This window comes from Kitasatospora sp. NPDC001175, assembly GCF_053598215.1.
Genome location: NZ_JBSFJU010000016.1, coordinates 98,076 through 120,194, shown reverse-complemented (window position 1 = coordinate 120,194; position 22,119 = coordinate 98,076). Strand labels below are relative to the sequence as shown.

Annotated in this window: 16 protein-coding genes, 1 tRNA gene and 1 pseudogene; 13 read left to right on the top strand and 5 right to left on the bottom strand. The window is 70.9% G+C overall.

The window, feature by feature from the left end:
• The first annotated feature begins 65 nt into the window (after window positions 1-65).
• From eno to ACWDAK_RS14815, 5 genes and pseudogenes are all read left to right on the top strand, one after another.
• Window positions 66-1,352 carry a phosphopyruvate hydratase gene (gene eno / locus ACWDAK_RS14835; protein WP_344638722.1) on the top strand — a complete coding sequence of 429 codons (1,287 nt, stop codon included), beginning with the start codon at window positions 66-68 and terminating at the stop codon, window positions 1,350-1,352.
• Between the two features lie 158 nt (window positions 1,353-1,510).
• The gene (locus tag ACWDAK_RS14830; RefSeq protein WP_344638721.1) at window positions 1,511-1,990 is read left to right on the top strand and encodes an FtsB family cell division protein; all 480 of its coding nucleotides are present in this window, start codon (window positions 1,511-1,513) and stop codon (window positions 1,988-1,990) included.
• Window positions 1,991-2,003: 13 nt separating this feature from the next.
• Window positions 2,004-2,513 (top strand): annotated as a pseudogene (locus tag ACWDAK_RS14825) (DUF501 domain-containing protein); the annotation flags it as partial.
• 122 nt (window positions 2,514-2,635) lie between these two features.
• Entirely contained in the window at window positions 2,636-3,574 is a 939-nt protein-coding gene (locus ACWDAK_RS14820) for a Ppx/GppA phosphatase family protein (protein WP_427393549.1), read from the top strand.
• Window positions 3,575-4,093: 519 nt separating this feature from the next.
• A complete protein-coding gene (locus ACWDAK_RS14815; RefSeq protein ID WP_344638719.1) occupies window positions 4,094-5,464 on the top strand; it encodes an NAD(P)/FAD-dependent oxidoreductase in 1,371 nt (456 codons plus the stop codon).
• Window positions 5,465-5,934: 470 nt separating this feature from the next.
• On the opposite strand, the gene ACWDAK_RS14810 is transcribed toward ACWDAK_RS14815, so the two are convergent.
• Together ACWDAK_RS14810 and ACWDAK_RS14805 are read right to left on the bottom strand one after the other, a co-directional pair.
• Window positions 5,935-8,496 carry an ABC transporter permease gene (locus tag ACWDAK_RS14810; protein ID WP_427393550.1) on the bottom strand — a complete coding sequence of 854 codons (2,562 nt, stop codon included), beginning with the start codon at window positions 8,494-8,496 and terminating at the stop codon, window positions 5,935-5,937.
• A gap of 56 nt (window positions 8,497-8,552) precedes the next feature.
• Window positions 8,553-9,443, bottom strand: coding sequence for an ABC transporter ATP-binding protein (locus ACWDAK_RS14805; protein WP_425557757.1), 891 nt, complete (start codon window positions 9,441-9,443; stop codon window positions 8,553-8,555).
• Window positions 9,444-9,695: 252 nt separating this feature from the next.
• Between ACWDAK_RS14805 and ACWDAK_RS14800 the strand changes: the two genes are divergently transcribed.
• The 3 genes from ACWDAK_RS14800 to ACWDAK_RS14790 all read left to right on the top strand — a co-directional run bounded on the left by ACWDAK_RS14800 (window position 9,696) and on the right by ACWDAK_RS14790 (window position 11,239).
• A tRNA-Leu gene (locus ACWDAK_RS14800) sits at window positions 9,696-9,780 on the top strand.
• Window positions 9,781-9,894: 114 nt separating this feature from the next.
• Window positions 9,895-10,779, top strand: a complete 885-nt coding sequence (locus tag ACWDAK_RS14795; RefSeq protein ID WP_427393551.1) for a Bax inhibitor-1/YccA family protein — start codon at window positions 9,895-9,897, stop codon at window positions 10,777-10,779.
• Between the two features lie 121 nt (window positions 10,780-10,900).
• A complete protein-coding gene (locus ACWDAK_RS14790; RefSeq protein ID WP_344638715.1) occupies window positions 10,901-11,239 on the top strand; it encodes a hypothetical protein in 339 nt (112 codons plus the stop codon).
• A gap of 122 nt (window positions 11,240-11,361) precedes the next feature.
• Here the strand turns inward: ACWDAK_RS14790 and ACWDAK_RS14785 are convergent, their stop codons facing one another.
• The 3 genes from ACWDAK_RS14785 to ACWDAK_RS14775 all read right to left on the bottom strand — a co-directional run bounded on the left by ACWDAK_RS14785 (window position 11,362) and on the right by ACWDAK_RS14775 (window position 15,072).
• Window positions 11,362-12,303: a hypothetical protein gene (locus ACWDAK_RS14785; RefSeq protein ID WP_344638714.1), complete on the bottom strand. Its 942-nt coding sequence runs from the start codon at window positions 12,301-12,303 to the stop codon at window positions 11,362-11,364.
• Window positions 12,304-12,593: 290 nt separating this feature from the next.
• Window positions 12,594-13,814: an acetyl-CoA C-acetyltransferase gene (locus ACWDAK_RS14780; protein WP_344638713.1), complete on the bottom strand. Its 1,221-nt coding sequence runs from the start codon at window positions 13,812-13,814 to the stop codon at window positions 12,594-12,596.
• Between the two features lie 136 nt (window positions 13,815-13,950).
• Window positions 13,951-15,072: an SGNH/GDSL hydrolase family protein gene (locus ACWDAK_RS14775; protein WP_427393552.1), complete on the bottom strand. Its 1,122-nt coding sequence runs from the start codon at window positions 15,070-15,072 to the stop codon at window positions 13,951-13,953.
• Window positions 15,073-15,326: 254 nt separating this feature from the next.
• Between ACWDAK_RS14775 and ACWDAK_RS14770 the strand changes: the two genes are divergently transcribed.
• From ACWDAK_RS14770 to ACWDAK_RS14750, 5 genes are all read left to right on the top strand, one after another.
• Window positions 15,327-16,727, top strand: a complete 1,401-nt coding sequence (locus ACWDAK_RS14770; RefSeq protein WP_427393553.1) for a cystathionine beta-synthase — start codon at window positions 15,327-15,329, stop codon at window positions 16,725-16,727.
• Between the two features lie 522 nt (window positions 16,728-17,249).
• Window positions 17,250-17,585: a hypothetical protein gene (locus ACWDAK_RS14765; protein WP_344638710.1), complete on the top strand. Its 336-nt coding sequence runs from the start codon at window positions 17,250-17,252 to the stop codon at window positions 17,583-17,585.
• A gap of 230 nt (window positions 17,586-17,815) precedes the next feature.
• Window positions 17,816-19,102 (top strand): L,D-transpeptidase, encoded by a 1,287-nt coding sequence (locus tag ACWDAK_RS14760; RefSeq protein WP_427393554.1) that lies wholly within the window; start codon window positions 17,816-17,818, stop codon window positions 19,100-19,102.
• A gap of 147 nt (window positions 19,103-19,249) precedes the next feature.
• Window positions 19,250-20,191 (top strand): helix-turn-helix domain-containing protein, encoded by a 942-nt coding sequence (locus ACWDAK_RS14755; protein WP_344638708.1) that lies wholly within the window; start codon window positions 19,250-19,252, stop codon window positions 20,189-20,191.
• Window positions 20,192-20,591: 400 nt separating this feature from the next.
• Window positions 20,592-21,914 carry a hypothetical protein gene (locus ACWDAK_RS14750; RefSeq protein ID WP_344638707.1) on the top strand — a complete coding sequence of 441 codons (1,323 nt, stop codon included), beginning with the start codon at window positions 20,592-20,594 and terminating at the stop codon, window positions 21,912-21,914.
• Window positions 21,915-22,119: the final 205 nt, after the last annotated feature.

The window sequence follows — 22,119 nt, the reverse complement described above, 5'->3', positions numbered from 1 at the left end:
ACTCCGCAATCGTCCGCAGACTGCACCCCCTGTCCGTAGGACCTGCTTCCGCTAGGAGATGCCTCGTGCCGTCCATTGATGTCGTCGTAGCCCGTGAGATTCTCGACTCGCGCGGCAACCCCACGGTCGAGGTCGAGGTCGGCCTCGACGACGGCAGCACCGGTCGTGCCGCTGTCCCGTCCGGCGCCTCCACCGGCGCCTTCGAGGCCCTGGAGCTTCGTGACGGCGACAAGAACCGCTACTTCGGCAAGGGCGTGGAGAAGGCCGTCCTCGCCGTCATCGAGCAGATCGGCCCGGAGCTGGTCGGCTACGACGCCACCGAGCAGCGCCTGATCGACCAGGCCATGCTCGACCTGGACGCCACCCCGGACAAGTCCTCGCTCGGTGCCAACGCGATCCTGGGCGTCTCCCTCGCCGTGGCGCACGCCGCCTCCGAGGCCAGCGACCTGCCGCTGTTCCGCTACCTCGGCGGCCCGAACGCGCACGTGCTGCCGGTTCCGATGATGAACATCCTCAACGGCGGTTCGCACGCCGACTCCAACGTCGACATCCAGGAGTTCATGATCGCGCCGATCGGCGCCGAGTCGTTCTCCGAGGCCGTCCGCTGGGGCGTCGAGGTCTACCACACCCTCAAGGCCGTGCTGAAGGAGCGCGGCCTGTCCACCGGCCTGGGCGACGAGGGCGGCTTCGCCCCGAACCTGGACTCCAACCGCGAGGCCCTGGACCTCATCACCGAGGCCATCAAGAAGGCCGGCTACACCCCGGGCAAGGACATCGCCCTGGCCCTGGACGTCGCCGCCACCGAGTTCTACAAGGACGGCGCCTACCAGTTCGAGGGCAAGGCGCTCTCCTCCGCCGAGCTGATCGACTACTACGCCGACCTGGTCGCCAACTACCCGCTGGTCTCCATCGAGGACCCGCTGAACGAGGAGGACTGGGACGGCTGGAAGGCGATGACCGACAAGCTGGGCGACAAGGTGCAGCTGGTCGGTGACGACCTGTTCGTCACCAACCCGGCCCGCCTGGCCAAGGGCATCGAGACCGGCACCGCCAACGCACTGCTGGTGAAGGTCAACCAGATCGGTTCGCTGACCGAGACCCTGGACGCCGTCGAGCTGGCCCAGCGCAACGGCTACCGCTGCATGATGTCGCACCGCTCCGGTGAGACCGAGGACGTCACCATCGCCGACCTGGCCGTCGCCACCAACTGCGGCCAGATCAAGACCGGTGCCCCGGCCCGCTCCGAGCGCGTCGCCAAGTACAACCAGCTGCTGCGCATCGAGGAGATCCTCGACGACGCCGCCGAGTACGCGGGTCGCTCGGCCTTCCCGCGCTTCCGCGCCGCGGAGTAGTAAGCACAGTGCGTACGAGGGCTGGTCAGCACGACGGCTGACACCTGCGTCCGACCGGATGAGGTCTGACACGGATGGCTCGTGATCGGTGCCCCGCCGCCCGACCCCGTAGGGTTGGGCGGCGGGGCACCGGCGCGCGGGGCCGACGGGAGGGGTACATGGCGAGGTGGAAGATCCCCGGGATCGCCGGGCGGCCGCGGTTCACCAGCAGGGCCACGGTGCTCGTCCTGGTGCTCTGCTCGCTGGTGGCGATCCTCGCGTACCCCACCCGCCAGTTCATCGCGCAGCGCTCGGAGATCAGCGCGCAGCGCGCCAAGGCCGAGCGCGCCACCCAGCAGGTCGAGCAACTCCGCAAGGAGCGGGCCCGCTGGCAGGACCCGGAGTACGTGAAGGCGCAGGCCCGCGAGCGGCTGCACTACGCGCTGCCGGGTGAGACGCCGTTCGTGTCGGTCGACCCGAGTCCGCCCGCCACCGCACAGCCCGCACCGGGCGCGGTGGCAGCCGGCCCGGCCGCCAGGTCCGCCGTGCCCTGGTACACCAATGTCTGGGACTCGGTCGCGCTGGCCGACGCACCCGCCGCGGCCGGCGCCGCTCCCGGCGCCGCCCCGTCCACTGCCCCCGTACCCGCCACCCGCTAGAGACAGCACCCCCATGACCTCTGAGAACCCTCCCGTTTCCGACACCGACATCGCCGCCATCGCGGCCCAGCTGGGCCGAGTGCCGCGCGGTCTGCGCGCGGTCGCGCACCGCTGCCCCTGCGGCAACCCGGACGTGGTCGAGACGGCACCCCGGCTGCCGGACGGCACGCCCTTCCCGACCCTGTACTACCTGACCTGCCCCAAGGCCGCTTCGCTGATCGGGACCCTGGAGGCGGACGGTGTGATGAAGGAGCAGACCGCCCGGCTCGCCGAGGACCCGGAGCTGGCCGCCGCCTACCGACACGCCCACGAGGACTACATCGCCCGCCGGGACGCCATCGAGGTGCTCGAGGGTTTCCCGAGCGCCGGCGGAATGCCGGACCGGGTGAAGTGCCTGCACGTGCTGGTCGGCCACTCGCTGGCGGCCGGGCCCGGCGTCAACCCGCTCGGCGACGAGGCGCTCGGCATGCTGGAGGACTGGTGGGCCAAGGGCCCGTGCGTGAGCGCGGCCGAACTCGCCGAGAGCGCGGCCGAGGTGGCCGAGCAGCGGGCCAGGGCCGAGGACCACGCCGCCGTCATCGCCGCCAAGGAGCAGAAGACCGTCGAGCGCGCCGCGAAGAAGCGCAAGGCAGAGGAGGAGAGCGAATGACCGCCACCCGGGTCGCCGCGATCGACTGCGGCACCAACTCGATCCGTCTGCTGATCGCCGACCTCGACCCCGAGACCGGCGCGATCGCCGACCGCGACCGGCGGATGATCATCAACCGGCTCGGCCAGGGCGTGGACAAGACCCGCCGGCTGGCGCCCGAGGCGCTGGAGCGCACCTTCGCCGCCTGCCGCGAGTACGCGGCGGTCATCGCCGAGCACGGGGTCGGACCGGACCGGATCCGGATGGTCGCCACCAGCGCCTCCCGGGACGCCGAGAACGCCGAGGAGTTCCGCAAGGGCGTCCGGGAGATCCTGGGCGTCGAGCCCAGGGTGGTCAGTGGCGAGGAGGAGGCGCACCTCTCCTTCATCGGCGCCACCAAGGAGCTGACCGGCGGCGCCTTCGAGCCCCCGTACCTGGTTTTCGACGTGGGTGGCGGCTCCACCGAGTTCGTGCTGGGCCACGAGGACGTCGAGGCGGCACGCTCGGTGGACATCGGCTGCGTCCGGATCACCGAGCGGCACTTCGCGGGCGCCGAGCTGCCGACGCTGAGTCAGATCTCCGCAGCCCAGGCCGACATCCGGGCCGCGCTGGACCAGGCCTCCGAGGTGGTCCCGCTGGACCGGGCGGCCACCCTGGTCGGCCTCGCGGGCACGGTCACCACGGTGGCCGGCATCGCGCTCGGCCTGCCGGAGTACGACTCCGCCGCCATCCACCACTCGCGGCTGTCGGTCGAGGCCGTCCGCGAGGTGACCGGCCGCCTGCTGAGCTCCACCCACGAGCAGCGCGCCGCCATCCCGGTCATGCACCCGGGCCGGGCGGACGTGATCGCGGCCGGTGCCCTGGTGCTGCTGGAGATCATGGAGCGGACGGGCGCCGCCGAGGTGGTCGTCAGCGAGCACGACATCCTGGACGGCATCGCCTGGAGCATCGCCTGACCGTGGTCGGGCGCGGCGGTCGGGGGCGCTCACGTCCCCGACCCCTCACTTGGACCGACCGGCGACAGGGCCCGCGGCGTCGCCGCTCCCTATCGCCGGTCGGTCCTGTTGGCCGGTTTCGGGGCACCTTCGGTGGGCCCGGGAGCGGTCGCCGGCGGGGGTGCCGGGAAAACCTTCGTGAATTTCTTCACATGACGATCCAGTCTTTCGTCGCACTTTGCCGCCCGCTACGCCCGTTATGGGGGACCGAAGGTCGACTCGCTGACCGGCTCGTTGGATCGCAGGCGGGGCTCCCGGCCGGCCGGTGAATTCGAAACGGCGCGCGGGAACCCCCGCGTCACCAGGATCGTTGCTGCTCAGGAGTGCCGTCCGCGTTCCGGTGCTCACCGCGGGCCGCGCGGGGTTGTGAACGCGCGTCAGGCCCCGCCGGACGGGGCCGCGTAGTGTAGCAGACGGTGTCCAGGGTGATGTGACGGGGCTCACGAAAGGTCCGTCGGGCGGTGCTGGATACTTTCCGATATGAGCACCACGGAGCGTCCTCGCATCCTCATTGTCGGCGGTGGTTACGTCGGCCTGTATGCCGCGATGCGCATCCTCAAGAAGATGCGCTACGGAGAGGCGACCGTCACGGTCGTCGACCCGCGGTCGTACATGACGTACCTGCCCTTCCTCCCGGAGGCGGCCGGCGGCAACGTCGCGCCTCGCAACCTCGTCGCGCCGCTGCGCACGGCCCTGAAGAAGGCGGAGGTGCTCACCGGTTCAGTCACCGGTGTGGACCACGCCCGCAAGGTCGCCACCATCCAGCCCGCGGCCGGCGACTCCTACGAGCTGCCCTTCGACTACCTGGTCGTGGCCACCGGCTCGGTCTCCCGCACCTTCCCGATCCCGGGTCTCGCTGAGCACGGCATCGGCATGAAGACGGTCGAGGAGGCCATCAGCCTCCGCAACCACGTCATGTCGCAGCTCGACAAGGCCGAGTCCACCACGGACGAGGCGGTCCGCCGCAAGGCGCTGACCTTCGTCGTCATCGGCGGTGGCTTCGCCGGCGTCGAGACGATCGCCGAGATCGAGGACATGGCCCGCGACGCGGCCAAGATCTACAAGACCGTCAGCCGCGACGACATGCGCTTCATCATGGTGGAGGCGGCCAACCGCATCCTCCCCGAGGTGGGCCCGGACCTCGGTCTGTGGACCAAGGAGAAGCTCGAGGAGCGCAACATCGAGGTCTTCATCGAGACCTCGATGGACTCCTGCGTCGACCAGCACGTGGTGCTGAAGAACGGCGTCGAGGTCGACGCCTCCACCATCGTGTGGACGGCGGGCGTCAAGCCCAACCCGGTCCTGGCCAACTTCGGCCTGCCGCTCGGCCCGCGCGGCCACGTGGACACCGCGCCGACCCTGCAGGTCCAGGGCTTCGACTACGTCTGGTCCGCCGGCGACAACGCCCAGGTGCCGGACCTCGCCGCCGGCGAGGGCGCCTGGTGCCCGCCGAACGCGCAGCACGCGTGCCGCCAGGCCGTCGTCCTCGGTGACAACGTGGTGGCCGGCATGCGGGGCTTCCCGCAGAAGGAGTACAAGCACAAGAACCTGGGTGCGGTCGCCGGTCTCGGCCTGCACAAGGGTGTGGCGATCCTCTTCGGCAAGTACAAGCTGAAGGGCCGCCCGGCCTGGTGGTTCCACCGCCTGTACCACGGAGCCATGGTTCCGACCATGAACCGCAAGATCCGGGTCTTCACCGACTGGACGCTGGCGATGTTCCTGAAGCGCGAGACGGTCGGCCTGTCCGAGATGGAGAAGCCGTTCAGCGCCTTCCAGGAGGCAGCAGGCCCCGCCCCCAAGCCCGTCGAGGCCGCCAAGCCGGCCGAGAAGGAACTCGCGAGCAGCAAGTAAGCGACCAGATCCGGGCGGAGGAGTAGCCCGGGTACGAGTCGGAGGCCCTCCGCCCGGCAGTGTCGCCGGACCACGACCTCCGTGGTGCTCAGCCGGCCGTGCGACCGGGCGGAGTACAGAAGTACCGAGAAGGCCCCTGCCGGAATCCTCCGGCAGGGGCCTTCCCCTGTGTGCGCCCGCGGGCCCGGGAGGGAGGGGACCGGCTCCGGAACTCGCTTGGCTGGTCTGCTGCTTGGTGCTCGTCGCTTGCCGCTGCTCGCTGATCGCCGCTTGCCGCCCGGCACTTGGCGAGTGCTGCCTGCCACTTGTCACCCGGTGCTCGGCGCTCGCCGTCTGCGGCGTCGGTGCGCCCGCCAGCTCTCCGCGGGGTGTGTCGGCCGGTCCGGCCGGGTGGCCGGTGACATGCGGGGACAACGGGAATGCCCCCGCCGAACCCTTCGGCGGGGGCATTCCCGTTGTCCAGCGGACCGTCAGTCAGTCTTGATGCTCTCCAGGATGTTCAGCTTGGACGCCTGGCGGGCGGGCCACAGGGCGGCGAACAGGCCGACCAGTCCGGCCAGCGCCAGGAAGAGCAGCAGCTCGCCGTAGGGGATCACGGTGCTGAGGGTCGGCAGGCTGGAGATCAGGGTGCGGTTGATCGCCCAGGCGGCGAAGGTGCCGAGCGCGACGCCGATCACCGCGCCGAAGAGCGAGATCACCACCGACTCCAGCCGGACCATCCGCTTGATGCCGCGGCGGTCCAGACCGATCGCCCGCAGCATGCCGATCTCACGCTTGCGCTCGAAGACCGACATGGCCAGGGTGTTGATCACGCCGATGACCGCGATCACCACGGCCATGCCCAGCAGGCCGTACATCATGTTCAGCGCGAAGGTGAGGACCTTGTCGAACTCGTCGCGCATGTCCTGCTTGGTCTTGACCGCGACCACCGGGTTGTTGCCGGTGGCGTCCTTGATGGACTGCTTGAGGGTGGCGCTGGGGCCGTCGGTGCCCTTGACCAGGACCTCGCTGAGGTAGGAGTCCTCCACGTGCTTGGTGATCTCGGAGTTGGCCATCAGGACCTCGGAGACCATCGCGTTGCCCTCGTACACACCGCCGACCGTGAGGGTGCCCTCGCTGCCGGGGTGGAACTCCACCTTGACGCCGGAGCCGACCGCCAGGTTCTCCTTCTTGGCCATGTCGGAGTCGACCAGGATCTGACCCTGCTTCAGCGCCGCGGCGGAGCCGCTGACCATCTTCGGCTGGACCAGCTTCTCGAAGCCGGCGGCGTCATAGCCGCGGATCGAGTGCGGGGCGCCGTTGAACTCCCAGTAGTCGCGCCTGACCGGGCTGGAGACCGCGACACCGGGGGCCTTGGCGATGGCGGCGGCCAGCTCCGGGGTCAGGTCGCCGGTGGCCAGGGTGACGTCGTAGTCGGCCTTCATGGAGCTGGTGACGGCCTTGTCCACCATGTCGGAGACCGAGGAGCCCAGCACGGTGAGGCCGGTGACCAGGGCGAGGCCGATGGTGAGCGCGGCGGCCGTGGCGGCGGTGCGGCGCGGGTTGCGCACCGCGTTGCGGCGGGCCAGCTTGCCGGGCGTACCCGCCAGCTTGGCCAGCAGCGGGCCGACCAGGGCGATCACCGGGCGGGACAGCAGCGGCAGCAGGATGAAGATTCCGATGATCGCCAGCCCGAGACCGACACCCACCGGCACCCGGCCGGAGCTGCTCTTGGTGGCGGCGCCCATCACGACCAGGCCGAGGCCGCCGATGGTGACCACCGACCCGATCACGTTGCGGATCACCAGGCTCTTCTGGGTGGCCGGCTGGTCGCCGCTGCTCATCGCGGCCACCGGGGCGATCCGGGAGGCGCGGAGGGCGGGGAGGACGGCGGAGAGGACGGTGACCAGGACACCGACCACCAGGGTCACCACGATCGTGGTCGGCGCGATCACCAGCGGGCCGGTGGGCATGCCGGCACTGGTCGCGTGGATCAGCGACTGCATCCCGGCGCCGATGCCGATGCCGGCGAGCAGGCCGGCCACCGAGGCGGCGACGCCGAGGGCCAGCGCCTCGACCAGCACCGAGCGGGTGACCTGCGAGCGGCTGGCGCCGATCGCGCGGAGGAGGGCCAGCTCCTTGGTGCGCTGGGCGACCAGCATGGTGAAGGTGTTGGCGATGATGAAGATGCTGACGAACAGCGAGATGATCGCGAAGACCAGCAGCATGGTCTTCATGCCGTCGGTGCCGGAGGCGATCGCCTTGGCCTGCTCGTCGTTGAGTTCCTGGCCGGTCTCGGCGCGGAAGTTGCCGTGGTCCTTGGGGAGGACGTTGCCCACCTGGTCGAGCAGCGCGGACTCGCTGGTACCGGACTTGGCCAGCACCGAGACGGAGCTGTACTGACCGGGCGTCAGCAGCATCTTCTGCGCGCTGGCGGTGTCCAGCAGGGTGAGCGTGCCGCCGGAGGTGATCTGCGGGTCGTCGGTGGTGACGATGCCGGTCAGCTTGACGTCCAGGGCCGGGCCGTTGCTCGCGATCCGGATGGTGTCACCGACGTGGTAACCGCCCTTCTCGGCGGTCGCCTTGTCGAGCGCGACCTCCTTGGGGCCGGACGGGGCCTTGCCCTCCACCAGCGGGTAGCGGCTGTCCTTGCCGGAGGCGTCGGGCACGTAGTTGCCGCCCATCGCGCTCCAGAACTCGCCGATCAGGTTGCCCTTCTTGTCGGACACGCCGATGAAGCCGGAGACCACACCGCGCGCCTTCGCCGCGCCGGGCAGGGCGGCTATCTGCTTGACGGTGGCGTCGGTCAGCTTGGCGGTGTTCTTCGCGTCCTCCTTGTTCCGGGGGCCCATCCGGGAACCGGCGGAGGGGTCGGTGACCAGCACCGAGACGTCGGTGTAGCTCTTGGCGAAGCTGTTCTTCATGGCCTGCCCGAGCGTGTCGGAGAAGACCAGGGTGCCGGAGACGAAAGCGGTGCCGAGCAGGATGGCGAGTGCCGTCATCAACAGGCGGCCCTTGTGGGCCAGCACATTGCGCAGTGCGGTGCGATACATGGGTTGCGTCCTGGGAGTCGGGGCGGCTACTGGCGAGGCGTCAGTTCGTCCGGCTCCTAGTTCGTCCGGCCCTTGGCGTCGAAGCGGCGCATCCGGTCCAGGACGCCGTCGGCGGTCGGAGCCGTCAGCTCGTCGACGATCCGGCCGTCGGCGAGGAAGACCACGCGGTCCGCGTAGGAGGCGGCCACCGGGTCGTGGGTGACCATCACCACGGTCTGGCCCAGCTCGCGCACGGAGTTGCGCAGGAAGGAGAGGATCTCGGCACCGGAGCGGGAGTCGAGGTTGCCGGTGGGCTCGTCGGCGAAGATGATCTCCGGCTTGCCGGCCAGCGCGCGGGCGCAGGCGACGCGCTGCTGCTGACCGCCGGAGAGCTGGGACGGACGGTGCGAGAGGCGGCCGGAGAGACCGACGGTGTCCACCACCCGGTCCAGCCAGGCCTGGTCGACCTTGCGGCCGGCGATGTCCATCGGCAGCGTGATGTTCTCCAGCGCCGTCAGGGTGGGCAGCAGGTTGAACGCCTGGAAGATGAAGCCGATCTTGTCCCGGCGGAGCTTGGTCAGCTGCTTGTCCTTCAGACCCACCAGCTCGGTCTCGCCGATCATCGACGAGCCGGAGGAGACGGTGTCCAGGCCGGCCATGCAGTGCATCAGGGTGGACTTGCCGGAACCCGAGGGCCCCATGATCGCGGTGAACTCGCCCTGCGGGAAGACCACGCTGACGTTGTCGAGGGCGACCACTCGGGTCTCGCCCTCGCCGTAGACCTTGTTGAGGCCGGTGGCGCGGGCGGCCGCCTGGCCGGTGCGGACGGCGTACGCGGACGTCGTGGTCACGGGAGGGCTCCTTGCACAGTGGTCGGTCGGCCGTCGGCCAGCCGTGATGGGTTGGTGAAGCTCGGATCGGCCGGGCGCAGAGCACCGGCCGCTATTCCATGCTCGTTTAGCGATCATGGAAATTAGTCGCCCGGGGGAACGGTTGGGCGGACCGCCGCTGGTCGTACGCGGCGAACCGCGCCTCCTCCTCGGGTATGACTCCGACCCTGACACGGCGCGGATGGCTGAATATCGGCGCAGGCTGTCCAAATCACAGACGGTTCGTCAGATGGCAAGGAAACATGACAAATTCCGCCCAGGGAACATGCGAAAGGGGCGGCCGGGAGACTAGTCTCAGGGGTAGCCCGTTACAGGGGCGGAGGGGTGCACGCCCGGGTGGTGGAACGCAGACACGGGCAGCTTAAAACTGCTTGGCCTCCAGGCCGTGCCGGTTCGAGTCCGGCCCCGGGCACCAACTCCGTCCCCGCCGCGATTGCGAGATCCTCCTCGCGGCGTAGGCGCTTCCCTTTGCCAAGGCATTACCCTTGTGGGGCGTGGGCGGTGCCCTGCCGCCCCGGAGGGAATGAGCATGAGAAGCAGCAACCCGGTCTTCTCGCGGGAGGGGGCCTTCACCCGCGGTGCCGGATACGCGGGGTTCGGTACCGGAACTGCCCGGCAGCCGCAGGCCGGCGGCCCCTACTCCGGCGGCCCTTACGGCAACAACCCGTACGCGCGGCAGCAGTACGGAGGGCAGCAGCTCACTGACGAGCAGCTGTACGAGATGTACCAGGCGCCCGAGGCCGGCCCGCTGCAGACCGGCCGGATGACCATGGACGACGTGGTGGCCCGGACGGCCCTCACACTGCTCACCCTGGTCGCGGCCGGCTCGGCCGCCTGGTTCGTGCTTCCCGCGGAGAACTACGGCTTCGCCGTGGGCGCCGCGGTGGCCGCCTTCGTGGTCGGCCTGGTGATCAGCTTCAAGCGGAGCGTCAGCGCCCCGCTGATCCTGGTCTACGCGGCACTCGAGGGCTTCTTCCTCGGAGCGATCACCAAGGCGCTGAACACCGCCCTGCCGGGCATCGCGATCCAGGCCGTGCTGGGTACGGCCGCGGTCTTCGCAGCGATGCTGATCGCCTACAAGAGCGGTCGGATCCGGGTCACCGCCCGCTACACCCGGGTCGGTACGGCGATCGCCATGGGCTTCGTGATCCTGCTCCTGGTCAACCTGGTGGCGTCGATGTTCGGCGCCGACATGGGGCTGCGCTCGGGGCCGCTGGGGATCGTGGTGGGCCTGGTCGGGATCGGCCTCGGCGCGTTCTTCCTCTCGCTGGACTTCGCGCAGATCGAGGCGGGCATCCGGGGCGGTGCCCCGCAGCAGGAGTCCTGGCGGGCCGCCTTCGGGCTGACCCTCTCGCTGGTCTGGATCTACCTGGAGATGCTCCGGCTGATCGCGATCCTGCGCGGCGACGACTGACGGCGGGCTCGCGAGCCGGCCGCATCCGGGCCCCGGGGCATCCGTTCCGGGGCCCGCGGCCCTCCCACGCCGGCGCTCCGTGGCCGTCCGGGTGCCCGCGCTGACGGGATAGCCTCGGAGTATGTCCGCTGAACTTCATCTGTCCGCCGACCGGAGCGCCCTGCTGGACGCCGTGGAGAGCCTGGCGGACCGCTACCGCACGATGCCGCAGAGCCGGCTGATGGGCGAGGTGCCGGGGCACCCCTCGCGGGCCGCCGCCGGGCTGGCGCTGGCCAGGGAGCTGGCCGACGCGGCGCTGGCCGCGGCCGGCGAACCGCCGCACGTGTTCCCGGACGCGGGCCCGTTCGCGGTGGGGGACCAGATCGCGGTCGCCGGGTACGAATTCGCCGAGGAGGCTGACGAGGCGCAGCTGTCCGCGGCCCTGGCCGAGGTCAGGGCCGTCCTCGATCTGATCACGTAGAGCGCGGAGAACGGCGCGCGGGGCCCCGGCGAAGCCGCCCGGGCTCCCCGCGCCCGCGCCCGCCGAGGGGCCGGGTCCCGCATGCCCGCACACCCGGAAGGGTCTTTTCCGCTGGCGTCGGGTCAGATGCTGGCGACCACGCGGTCGGCCAGGACGTAGACGGCGTCCTCGTTGGTGGAGAAGGTCAGGGAGTACGAGCCCGAGAAGCGGGAGCCGCCGAGGAGGCGGACGTCCTCGCCGGCCCGGACGGCGTCGATCAGGCGGTAGGCAGCCTCGCGGTCGCCGGGGGCCACGCAGAGGGTGGTGCCGTCGGCGAAGGCGTACACGTCCAGGGTGCCCAGCGGGCCGGGGCGGACGTCGCTGAGCGGTGTGCCCTCCTCGGCCAGCGTGGTCAGCTTGGTGTCCGTCCACTCGTGGGACGGGGTCGGGCTGGGGACGAAGTCGGGGTGCGAGGGGTGGCGGCGCGGGTCGGGAGCGGTGGTCGACCCCGTGTCGAGCAGGCCGGACTCCAGGCCGGTGGCGAGCAGGTCGGCCTCACGGCGGGCACGGGCCTCACCGGAGTTCTCGGTGCCGCCGGGCACCGGCTGGCCGGGGAGGGGCTGCGCGGGGTGGCCCGGACCGCCCTTGGCACCCTCGCCGTCGTGCCCCTCGTTGATGAGGTCCTCCAGCGCGGAGCGCAGCGCCTCGCCGAACCCGGGATCCATGACGCCGTTGTCCGCAGCCTCCTGCGGTCCGGTCGGGCGCGGGAAGAACAGCGGCCACTCCTCGGCGGCGGTCAAGTGGGCGCCGGTGAAAGGCGAGTCGAAGATGGGGGCGTCCTCGGCCGCCTTGGCCTCCTGCTCGGCCCAGAACGCCCGTGCCTCGGCGATCTCCCGCTCCCGGTCCGCCGCCAGCGCCTCGGTGACCGCGCGGCGTATGACGGCCTCGTCAACCCCGGTGGTGGAAGCGGCAGTTGCGGCCTCTTGCTGCTCGTCCAGGCGGCGGGAGAGACGACGTACGTGGAGCAGGACGGCGGTACACACGGCGATCAGGGCCAGCAGCAGGATGGTGTCGACGGCGCTCACGGAACGTACTCCTAGCGAGGAGTGGAACGGGGTTACACGTCCACACTGCCGTATGGAGCGCTGTTACTGCAGTGGCAGATGTCCGATTTGAGTGTGACGTGCATCCTTGTCCGGAAATCATCTCCCGGACCCGTTATACGCTGCGGAGTTGACCGATTTCGCGGTGTTCGCGAAACGCCGCTCCGGGTGGCAAATGAGGGCTGGATCACACTCGGCGTGTGATCCAGCCCTCAATCACCGTGCGTCACCCCCGAACGGGGGGTTCACGGCCGGCCCTGTTCTCAACTAGCTCAGCTCAGGCGCTCGATGACCATCGCCATGCCCTGGCCGCCGCCGACGCACATGGTCTCCAGGCCGAACTGCTTGTCGTGCCACTGCAGGGAGTTGATCAGCGTGGTGGTGATCCGGGCGCCGGTCATGCCGAACGGGTGGCCGACGGCGATCGCACCGCCGTTGACGTTCAGCCGGTCCAGGTCGATGCCCAGGTCCCGGTAGGAGGGGATGACCTGGGCCGCGAAGGCCTCGTTGATCTCGACCAGGTCGATGTCGCCGATGCTCAGCCCGGCCCGCGCGAGGGCCTGCTTGGACGCCTCGACCGGGCCGTAGCCCATGATCTCGGGGGAGAGCGCGCTGACGCCGGTGGAGACCACCCGGGCGAGCGGGGTGATGCCGAGCTCGCGGGCCTTGGTGTCGGACATGATCACCAGTGCGGCGGCGCCGTCGTTCAGCGGGCAGCAGTTGCCGGCCGTGACGGTGCCGTCCGGGCGGAAGACCGGCTTGAGGCCCGAGACGCCCTCCAAGGTGACCCCGGCGCGCGGGCCGTCGTCCTTGCTGACCACGGTGCCGTCCGGCGTGGTGACCGGGGTGATCTCGCGCTCCCAGAAGCCGGCCTTGATGGCGGCCTCGGCCAGGTTCTGCGAGCGGACGCCGAACTCGTCCTGCTCGGCCCGGGTGATGCCCTTGAGGGCGGCCAGGTTCTCGGCGGTCTGACCCATGGCGATGTACGCGTCGGGGAGCAGCCCGTCCTCGCGCGGGTCGTGCCACTCTCCGCCGCCCACCTCGGCGCGGTGCGCGGTGCGGGCGACCGCCTCGTCGAAGACCGGGTTCTGGGTGTCCGGCAGACCGTCGGAGGTGCCCTTGACGCTGCGCGAGACGGTCTCGACGCCGGCCGAGATGAAGACGTCGCCCTCGCCCGCCTTGATCGCGTGAAGTGCCATCCGGGTGGTCTGCAGCGAGGAGGAGCAGTACCGGGTGATGGTGGCGCCGGGCAGGTAGTCCATGCCCATCTGCACCGCGATGATCCGGGCCAGGTTGTGGCCCTGCTCGCCGCCGGGCAGGCCGCAGCCGAGCATCAGGTCGTCGATCTGGCGCGGGTCCAGCTCGGGGACCTTGGCGAGGGCAGCGGTGATGATCTGCGCGGTGAGGTCGTCCGGTCGGACGTCCTTGAGCGAGCCCTTGAAGGCACGGCCGATCGGCGAACGGGCGGCGCTGACGATGACGGCTTCAGGCATGGTGGCTCCTCGCTGGGTGACCCTGGGCTACGGGCGCCGCCGGGCACGGCAGTGCCAAGTGGGACGCTCGGGAGGAAAGTTACCGTTAAGTAGCCCGTGCGTCACCTGAGTCCGGATGTGAGCTGGCCGACGCGGCTCACCCCGCGGCCTGCGCCTCCTCCTCTGTCGGCGGCCGATCCGGCGGCGCGCCCGGCGAGGCGTCCGGGGAGTCGTCGGGGGAGTCGTCGGGCGGGGCGGCCGCCGCACCAGTCTGCTGCCCGGCTCCGGGTAGGCCGAACCGCAGCCGGTGCACGACCTGCGCCCAGCGCCGTCCGATGTCCGGCAGGCCCGCCCGGTCGGCCGCCGTCACCTCGGTGCCCGAGTACCCCGCCGCCGTGGCCGCCGCCATCGCCACCGGCAGCACCGACTCGCGGCCGCCGTCGGGCCGGATCTCGTCCGGCCAGAGGTCCAGGGCCGCGCACAGCGAGGGCAGTACCGCCATCGCGGCCGTGGCGTACCCCTGGGCGGAGGGGTGGTAGCGGTCCGAGGCGAACATCTCCGGACGGGTGGCGAACTCGGGGCCGAGCAGCGAGCCCAGCGAGACGGTCCGGCCGCCGTTCTCCACCACCGCTATGGTTTGCGCGGCCGCCAGCTGGCGGGACAGCCGCCGGGCGACCCAGCGCAGCGGCGGCCGGACCGGCTTGATCGTCCCGAGGTCCGGGCAGGTGCCCACCACCACCTCGCAGCCGCCGGTGCGCAGTGCCGCCACCGCCTGGCCCAGCTGCCGTACCGAGTGGGCGGCCGAGCTGTGCCCGGTGGTCACGTCGTTGGCGCCGATGATGATCACGGCGATGGTCGGCCGGTGCGGCAGGGCCAGTTCCACCTGCCGGGCCAGGTCCGCCGACCGTGCGCCGGACCTGGCGACGTTCAGCAGCCGCACCCTGCGCTCGGCCACCGAGGCGAGCCCGGCCGCCAGCAGTGCTCCCGGCGTCTCGTGCCCGCGCGCCACTCCGAGACCGGCGGCGGTCGAGTCGCCGAGGAAGACCAGCACCATCGGCGGCTCGGCCGCCAGCGGATCGGCGAAGGCCGCGCCGTACACCCCGTCAGCCTTCGGCGGGTCACCTTCCAGCAGGCCGACCGCGCGCACCGCCATCCTGGTCTCGGTGAGCAGCAGGCCCACCAGGCCGACCCCGAGCAACCCGATCCCGCCTCCGCCGTACGCCGCCGCCGTGGCGATGCGGCGGGCGACCCGGGCCCGTGACTCCTGTGACCCCGACACCCCGGCCCCCTTCTGGTGCTGCTCCCGGCTCCGTATCCCTGCTGGTACCCGCTGGAGTCGAGCGTTATCGGCGAAGGTCGGCCATCCGGGCCCCGGGGCCGGTCACGGAGGGTCGCCGGGCCCGCGCGGGCGTCCCGCTGCCCGGCCCGCCACCCGCGGGTGCTCGCACAGACTGCCGACAGGACCTCCGAGACAGGCCCTAGGCTGGTCATACCGAAGAACACCCGCATCGCGCACTTACCGGGAGGACCCCCGTGCGGTACCACAATTCGATCATCGAGCTGGTCGGCAACACGCCTCTGGTGAAGCTGAACAAGGTCACCGAGGGCATCAGCGCGACCGTGCTGGCGAAGGTCGAGTACTTCAACCCCGGCGGGTCGGTCAAGGACCGCATCGCGATGCGCATGATCGAGGCCGCCGAGGCGTCCGGCGCGCTCAAGCCCGGTGGCACGATCGTCGAGCCGACCTCGGGCAACACCGGTGTCGGTCTGGCCATCGTGGCTCAGCAGAAGGGCTACAAGTGCATCTTCGTCTGCCCTGACAAGGTCTCCACCGACAAGATCAACACGCTCCGGGCCTACGGTGCCGAGGTGGTGGTCTGCCCGACCGCCGTCGCGCCCGAGCACCCGGACTCCTACTACAACGTCTCCGACCGCCTGGTCCGGGAGACCCCCAACGCCTGGAAGCCGGACCAGTACTCCAATCCGGAGAACCCGGCCTCGCACTACCACTCCACCGGCCCGGAGCTGTGGGAGCAGACCGAGGGGAAGATCACCCACTTCGTTGCGGGCGTCGGCACCGGCGGCACCATCTCCGGTACCGGCAACTACCTGAAGGAGGCCTCCGGCGGCAAGGTCCAGGTGGTCGGCGCCGACCCCGAGGGCTCGGTCTACTCGGGCGGCACCGGCCGTCCGTACCTGGTCGAGGGCGTCGGTGAGGACTTCTGGCCGACCGCCTACGACCGCAACGTCGCCGACCGGATCGTCGCGGTCTCCGACAAGGACTCCTTCCAGATGACCCGCCGCCTGGCCAAGGAGGAGGGCCTGCTGGTCGGCGGCTCCTGCGGCATGGCCGTGGTGGCCGCGCTGGAGGTGGCCCGCGAGCTCGGCCCGGACGACGTGGTCGTGGTGCTGCTGCCGGACGGCGGCCGCGGCTACCTCTCGAAGATCTTCAACGACGACTGGATGGCCGACTACGGCTTCCTGCCGTCCGAGACCGACGAGGCGCACATCAGCGAGGTGCTGGCCCGCAAGGTCGCCCTCCAGCAGGACGGCATCCCGCAGTTCGTCCACATGCACCCGGGCGAGACGGTCGGCGAGGCCATCAAGGTGCTGGGCGACTTCGGCGTCTCGCAGATGCCGGTGGTCTCGCCGGGTGCCGGCCACCCCGACATCATGGCGGGCGAGGTGATCGGCTCGGTGGTGGAGCGCGAGCTGCTCAACGGGCTGCACGCGCAGGAGATCCAGCTCACCGACACCCTGGACAAGGTGATGTCCAAGCCGCTGCCGGTGGTCGGCTCGGGCGAGACCGTGACCAGCCTGATGACCGTGCTGGAGAAGGCCGACGCGGCCGTCGTGCTGGTCGAGGGCAAGCCGCAGGGCATCGTCACCCGCCAGGACCTGCTGGCCTTCCTGGCCGGGCGCGGCGGTCACTGATCAGTCGTCAACGGTGCTTCCCGGGCGGCGGGATGGGGATCCGTCCGGGCGCGAAGTGGTACACCGACGACATGTGCACGCAGCAAGGGGTTAACAAACGTCGGGCATCGTAGGGGTCAACGGCAAGACGCCGAGCAAGGTGACGGCAGCGACCGGGAGCGGCTCCCTGGTGCTGCGGTCGCCCGGACGCGCCGGTCGGCCCTGAACCGCCCGCCGCGTCCTGTCCTCCGTCCCGGTCTCCGGCGGCGGAGGGGCCCTCGTGGGGGCTGCCGTCGTCCCGCCCCTGTGCCGAAGATCCCGGCCTTCCGGTCGGTCCAGGCCGACAGGGTGCGGCGGCCCTCGCGGTGCACACCGCGCCGTCAGGCGCGTCTCCGGCGGCTCCCGGGTGGGGGAGCCGGGCCGGAGGGCCGGTCGGGCCGGTCCACGTTCCGTGGGCCGGCCCGTACCGCTTCCCCGGGTTCCGCGGGGCGGCACCGGCTCGGCGTTTCCACCGGACGGTCCGGCTCGCCTACGCTCGCACACATGACCAGCACTGACCTGCCGGAGCAGGACGCCCCCCGTTACGTTCGCCTCACCATCGAGCTCATCGCCGAGATCACCGACGAGCAGGCTCTGAAGACCGCCGCCCTGACCCAGGTCGAGGGCGACGAGTACCTCGACGACGAGGAGCGCGCCCAGTCCGTCGAGGCCATCGAGCTGGACCCGTCCGGCTCGCTCGCGCACTTCGTCGACCCGGTCGCGCTGCTCGGCGACGTCCCCGGCGTGGAGCTGACCTCCGCCACCTGGGAGTCCGCGCGGACCGACTTCGATCCGGACGAGGAGTCCTGGGACGAGTACCAGGTCGGCCAGGAGGACTGACCAGCCATCCCGAGCGCCACGAGCCGCCCGATCCGAAATGTCCGGATCGGGCGGTTTTTCCATTATCTAACTTTGGTGGCGATTGGGGCTTTTGTTGTCATTTGTGGTTATTGATGGATCTTGAGTTGATCTTGAGTAGTCTCATACGATCTCAACCCTTAAGTGCGGAACCGCTTCGCCCGATATCGCGTTGTTTTGTCCGTAACATCTCGACGAGCAGGAGGCGCGAAGTGACGGCACCGGAGAAGCGGCAGTCCCCCACCGTCGGCGGCTGGAGCCGTCGTGGTGTACTCGCGGGGCTGCTCAGTGCCCCGCTGGTGCTGGTGGCCGGATGCGACGGCAAGACGCGGGCGGGGAGTGCCGCGGGCAGTGGTGCGGGTGCAGGCACGGGGGTCGGTGACGCTGCGAGCGCCGGCGCGAGCGCGGCGCCCGCCCCGAAGGCCTCGACCGCGAAGATCACCGTCTCGCCGGCCGACGGCACCACGGACGCCTCCTTCAGCAGGCCGGTCACCGTCGGGGTGGCCGACGGCACCCTCGCCTCGGTCAGGCTGGTCGACGCGGACGGTGACGAGGTGGCCGGCCGACTGGCTCCCGACGGCTCCGGCTGGACCTCCACCGGGCGGCTCGGCAGCGGTACCGAGTACCGGCTCGCGGCCGTCGCTGCCGACGGCGACGAACTGCGGGCCGACGTCGACACCCGATTCACCACCGCCACCCCCGCCCGCACCTTCACCGGCTACTTCTCGCCCGAGGACGGCTCGGTCGTCGGTGTCGGGATGCCGGTCACCATCCGGTTCAGCGAGCCGGTCACCAACCGCCGGGTCGTCGAGCAGGCGATCCCCGTGACCGCCGACTCGGGCGTGGAGATCGTCGGGCACTGGTTCTCCAGCACCCGGCTGGACTTCCGCCCCGCGCAGTACTGGGCCAAGGGCACCGAGGTGACCGTCAAGCTGCGGCTCAAGGACGTCGAGGGGGCGACGGGTGTCTACGGCACCCAGTCGAGGGACGTGCGCTTCACCGTCGGGCGCAGCCAGACCAGTGTCGCCGACCTCGGCGCCGGCACCCTCACCGTCACCACGGACGGGGTGGTCACCGCCACCTACCCGATCATCGGCGGCTCGCCCCAGCACCGTACCTGGGCGGGCAAGCTGGTGATATCCGAGCAGTACCAGCAGACCAGGATGGACTCCTCCACGGTCGGCCTCGGCGACGAGTACGACATTCCGGATGTGCCGCACGCCCAACGCCTGACCACCTCGGGCACCTTCGTCCACGGCAACTACTGGTCGCCCGCCTCGGCGTTCGGCCGCGCCAACACCAGCCACGGCTGCATAGCCCTGCGGGACGTCAAGGGGGCGGGGGACCCGGGGGCGAGCGGGGCGAAGTTCTTCCGGAGCTCGATGGTCGGAGACGTGGTCGAGGTCGTCAACTCCGGTGACCGCACGGTCGATCCGTCCAACGGCCTGAACGGCTGGAACCTCTCCTGGGCCGACTGGAGGGCCGGCAGCGCCCTCTGATCGCCGCACCCGGGGCTGCCGAGGTCCGGCGCGAAGCCCCCGACCGCGTCCCCGGTCGCCCCTCGGCCCGCCTTCGAGCACCCGTCAGGGCTTGCCCCGGTCCTTACGCTTGAGTCTCCAGCGACGGGAGGCCCCAGAGTGGCGGACATGGACGACGACGCCCTCCGCACCATCGGCGACCTGTCCCGGCTCACCGGGATACCGGTGAAGACCATCCGGTTCTGGTCCGATGCGGGAGTGGTGCCGCCGACCGACCGCACACCCGCCGGCTACCGGCTCTACGACCGTGCTGCACTGGCCCGCCTCGACCTCGTCCGTACGCTGCGCGACCTCGGCGTCGACCTCGCCACCATCCACCGGGTGCTGGCGCGGGAGACCACCGTGGCCGAGGTGGCGGCGGCCCACGCCGAGGCGCTGGACGTCCAGATCCGGACGCTCCGGCTGCGCCGCGCGGTGCTCAGGGCGGTGGCCAGACGCGGGTCCGATCCGGAGGAGTTGGAACTCATGCACAAGCTGGCCAAGCTCACCGATCAGGAACGCCGCCGCCTGATCAGCGACTTCATCGACGAGGCCTTCGAAGGGCTGGACGTCGGACCGGAGTTCGTGGCGAAGATGCGCGGTGCCATGCCCGAGTTGCCCGAGGACCCGAAGCCGGAACAGGTGGACGCCTGGGTCGAGTTGGCGGAACTGGTGCAGGACGAGTCGTTCCGGGCGAGCGTCCGCAGGGCCGCCGCGTACCAGGCGAAGGAGCGGGCCGAGGGGGCCAGGACCGGAAGCGAGGCCGATTCGCGACTGGTCGCACTGGTCCAGGAGCGGGCCGGCACCGCGCTGGCAGAGGGTACCGAGCCGGACAGCGCGGCGGCCCGGCCGGTACTGGACGAACTGGCCGCCGCCTTCGCCGAGGTCTTCGGCCGCAGTGACGGCGCGGAGTTCCGGGGGTGGCTGCTGGAGCGGTTCGAGACCGGGAACGACCCCCGGATGGAGCGGTACTGGCAGCTGATCGCGTTGATCAACGGCTGGCCGTCCGTCCCCACCTTCGGCCCGGTCTTCGAGTGGCTGATCGGAGCTCTGCGCAGCAACTCGGCCTGACGCCGGGGGATTCGTCCGAGCACGCCGACCGCGGTCCGCCGGCTTCACGGCCCGGGCCGTCCCGGTAGGCGGTTCGCCCTGGTCCGGTGCGCCCCGCCGGGTGGCCGGACCGGGGCGGCTCGGCGGGGTGGGCCGGTGGAGCCTCCGGCGGATCCCGCACGTGGCGGCGCGGGTCGGGCACTCGGACCCGGTGGGTCCGGATATCCGGTCAAGTGGTGCTAATGAGCCGATAATCGCATGACTAAGCGTGGAATCTGTGCTTCCCTGTGGAAGGTTTCGTGTGCCCGCTGCCGCGCCCAACTGCGGCCCCGGAGCGCCTCGTTCTACAGGGGAGACTCAGATCAACACCGCTCGTCGAGGTGTCGGCCGTACCGCCGTCGCCTCCACCGCCTGCACTGTCGTGCTCGCCACCGGACTGGCCGCCTGCGGCACGGTCAAGGAGCTCGGCGCCGCCGACAAGGTGTCAACCGCCTTCGGAAAGCTGGGCGATGGCAAGTCGTTGAAGGTCGAGGTCTCCGTCGATGCCACCGCGGCACAGCTCCTCGCCTTCAGCAGGGCCGTGGATCCCGGGAAGCCGATGGATCAGAAGAGCGCGGAGGCGGTCACCGGCCTCAGCCTCTCCTACTCGATGAGCGCCGACAAGCCGCTGAAGGAGCTCGACACGTTCAAGAAGGCCAAGGGTTCGGGCGACTACAACGCGTTGTACTCCGACCCGGCGGTCAACTTCTCGTACGCGCTGGCCGGCAAGGACGGCAAGGTCTACGCGGACGTCCGGAAGGTCGGCGACCGGGCGTACGAGAAGTTCGACATCGAGGGCTTCCTCGCGCTGGTCGGCCAGGACCCGGCAGCGATCCGGAAGCTGGCCGACCGGCTCCCGGCCGATGACAAGGCCGCCAGGGAGGCCCTGGCCGGCCACTGGATCTCCTTCGACGCCAAGGCGATGGAGCAGCTCGGCAAGAGCTCGGGCAAGGCCGCGCCCACCACGGCGCCGACCCTGGACGCGAGCACGGCCAGGGACTTCGGCAAGTCCGTCCGGGACATCCTGTCCAAGCGGCTCAGCTTCGAGGACAAGGGCGGCAAGGACGGCGCCGACCACATCGTGGCCTCGGCGCCCGCGCGCGGCCTGGCCGAGGACCTGCTGAAGGCCGTCGGTCCGCTGTCCGCGAAGACGCCTGGCCTGGCCGGGCTGCCGGTCGGCAAGCCGTCCCTGCTCCCGGACCGCAGGCTGGATCTGGACCTCTACGTCAAGGACGGTGCGCTGTCCTCGGCCACCTTCGACGTCGCCCAGCTGTCGGAGAAGGCCGGCCGGGACGTCCACCTGCCGGTGAAGGTCGCCTTCGGCCAGGACGCCACCGCCGCGCAGGCGCCGTCCGGCGCGACCGAGTTCACCGCGGCCGACATCCGGGGCGCGATGACCGCGGTGCTGATGGCCGCGGTGAGCGGAGCCGACGACGACCAGCCGGGTCCCGCCACGGGCGAGGAGCCGGCCCCCGGCACCTCGGCCGCTCCGGTCGCACCCGGCGACGCGGGTGCGGGTGCGGGGTCGGGGGAGGGGGAGGGGGAGGGGGAGGGCGACGGCTCCAAGGGCTCGACCTCGAAGCTGACCGACGACCAGGTCAAGGAGCTCGCCAAGGCGGGCGGCGTCTCCGAGGAGACGATTCGCCTGATGGCCCGCAGCGGTGACCTGACGTACCAGGACTTCAAGGACATGTTCGAGAGCTAGGCCGGGTCCGCTTCCCGGCCGCCGGCCCCGCCCGCTTCCCGCGACCAGGCGGGGCCGCTGTCCTGCCCGCCCCGGGCGGGCGTCAGCCGGCGCGTACCGCACATGTGCACAGAGTGTGGAGATCGCCGCGCCAGGACGCGGTGCGGCCGAAAACCGGCGGGATGCCCGCTGCCGTCCCGACCGTTTGCCCGGTGCCGCGCCCAGT

Excerpts from the sequence above, each read along its gene's own strand:
- ACWDAK_RS14815 (WP_344638719.1), top strand. The coding sequence starts at position 4,094 with ATGAGCACCACGGAGCGTCCTCGCATCCTCATTGTCGGCGGTGGTTAC.
- ACWDAK_RS14820 (WP_427393549.1), top strand. The coding sequence starts at position 2,636 with ATGACCGCCACCCGGGTCGCCGCGATCGACTGCGGCACCAACTCGATC.
- ACWDAK_RS14755 (WP_344638708.1), top strand. The coding sequence starts at position 19,250 with ATGGACGACGACGCCCTCCGCACCATCGGCGACCTGTCCCGGCTCACC.
- ACWDAK_RS14780 (WP_344638713.1), bottom strand. The coding sequence starts at position 13,814 with ATGCCTGAAGCCGTCATCGTCAGCGCCGCCCGTTCGCCGATCGGCCGT.
- ACWDAK_RS14795 (WP_427393551.1), top strand. The coding sequence starts at position 9,895 with ATGAGAAGCAGCAACCCGGTCTTCTCGCGGGAGGGGGCCTTCACCCGC.
- ACWDAK_RS14790 (WP_344638715.1), top strand. The coding sequence starts at position 10,901 with ATGTCCGCTGAACTTCATCTGTCCGCCGACCGGAGCGCCCTGCTGGAC.
- ACWDAK_RS14765 (WP_344638710.1), top strand. The coding sequence starts at position 17,250 with ATGACCAGCACTGACCTGCCGGAGCAGGACGCCCCCCGTTACGTTCGC.
- ACWDAK_RS14830 (WP_344638721.1), top strand. The coding sequence starts at position 1,511 with ATGGCGAGGTGGAAGATCCCCGGGATCGCCGGGCGGCCGCGGTTCACC.
- ACWDAK_RS14810 (WP_427393550.1), bottom strand. The coding sequence starts at position 8,496 with ATGTATCGCACCGCACTGCGCAATGTGCTGGCCCACAAGGGCCGCCTG.
- ACWDAK_RS14805 (WP_425557757.1), bottom strand. The coding sequence starts at position 9,443 with ATGATCGCTAAACGAGCATGGAATAGCGGCCGGTGCTCTGCGCCCGGC.